This is a genomic window from Roseovarius sp. D22-M7 (genome assembly GCF_037083785.1).
Classification (GTDB): Bacteria; Pseudomonadota; Alphaproteobacteria; order Rhodobacterales; family Rhodobacteraceae; genus Roseovarius.
In genome coordinates, this window is the sequence record NZ_JBAPKY010000215.1 from 1 (window position 1) to 670 (window position 670).

Below are 670 nucleotides of genomic sequence, written 5' to 3' on the forward strand. Positions count from 1 at the left end.
AGATCGTGATGCGAAAGGTCGATGGCTGGGAAACCCTCGACCCGCCGCTCACCGACCAGCCCATTGACCTCGCCGCATGAAACCGTAACCGTCCGCACGCTGGAGATCGCCGCTCAGGAATTTCCACCACCTTCGAGACAGAACCTCATTGAGGACCAGCGCGTTGTTTACGGCGTCTGTGCGATCTGCAGGGTTTTGCCGATTGCGCCGTCGACTTAGTATCATCGCCTGGCGTGCCAAGCCGACCCTTCCAAAGCCTCGGCGCGGCATCAGCGGGATACATAGCTCCGCTCGGAGATCAAACGGGTCTGGGACGAGGATTACCAAGTTCACGGGGTCGACAAGGCGTTCGCAACCCGTGTCGAATGCATGGCGACCAGATAGCTCACCGTCAGCTCAAGCGCGAGGGCCTTGAGCTGGCGCGATGCACGGTGGAGCGTCTGATGGAACGGATCGGAATACGGGGAGCTGTGCGCGGAAAGATGATCAAGACAACGATCCCCGACACGTCGGCACCCTGTCCGCGCGACAAGGTGCACCGCGTGTTCCGGGCGTCTGCGCCGAATCTGCTGTGGGATGAGCCATTGTCCGCCATTGATGGAGTGGATGGCTCCCGCTTCCGGCATCGCGATGTGCCATGTTGGGTGCTGTGAACACGGCCAACGAAGGG

1 pseudogene is annotated in these 670 nt (G+C 61.0%); it reads left to right on the forward strand.

Annotation, left to right across the window (positions count from 1 at the left end):
• Positions 1–147 precede the first annotated feature (147 nt).
• Positions 148–575: pseudogene (locus tag V8324_RS22210) on the forward strand (IS3 family transposase); the annotation flags it as partial.
• Between the last annotated feature and the right edge of the window lie 95 nt (positions 576–670).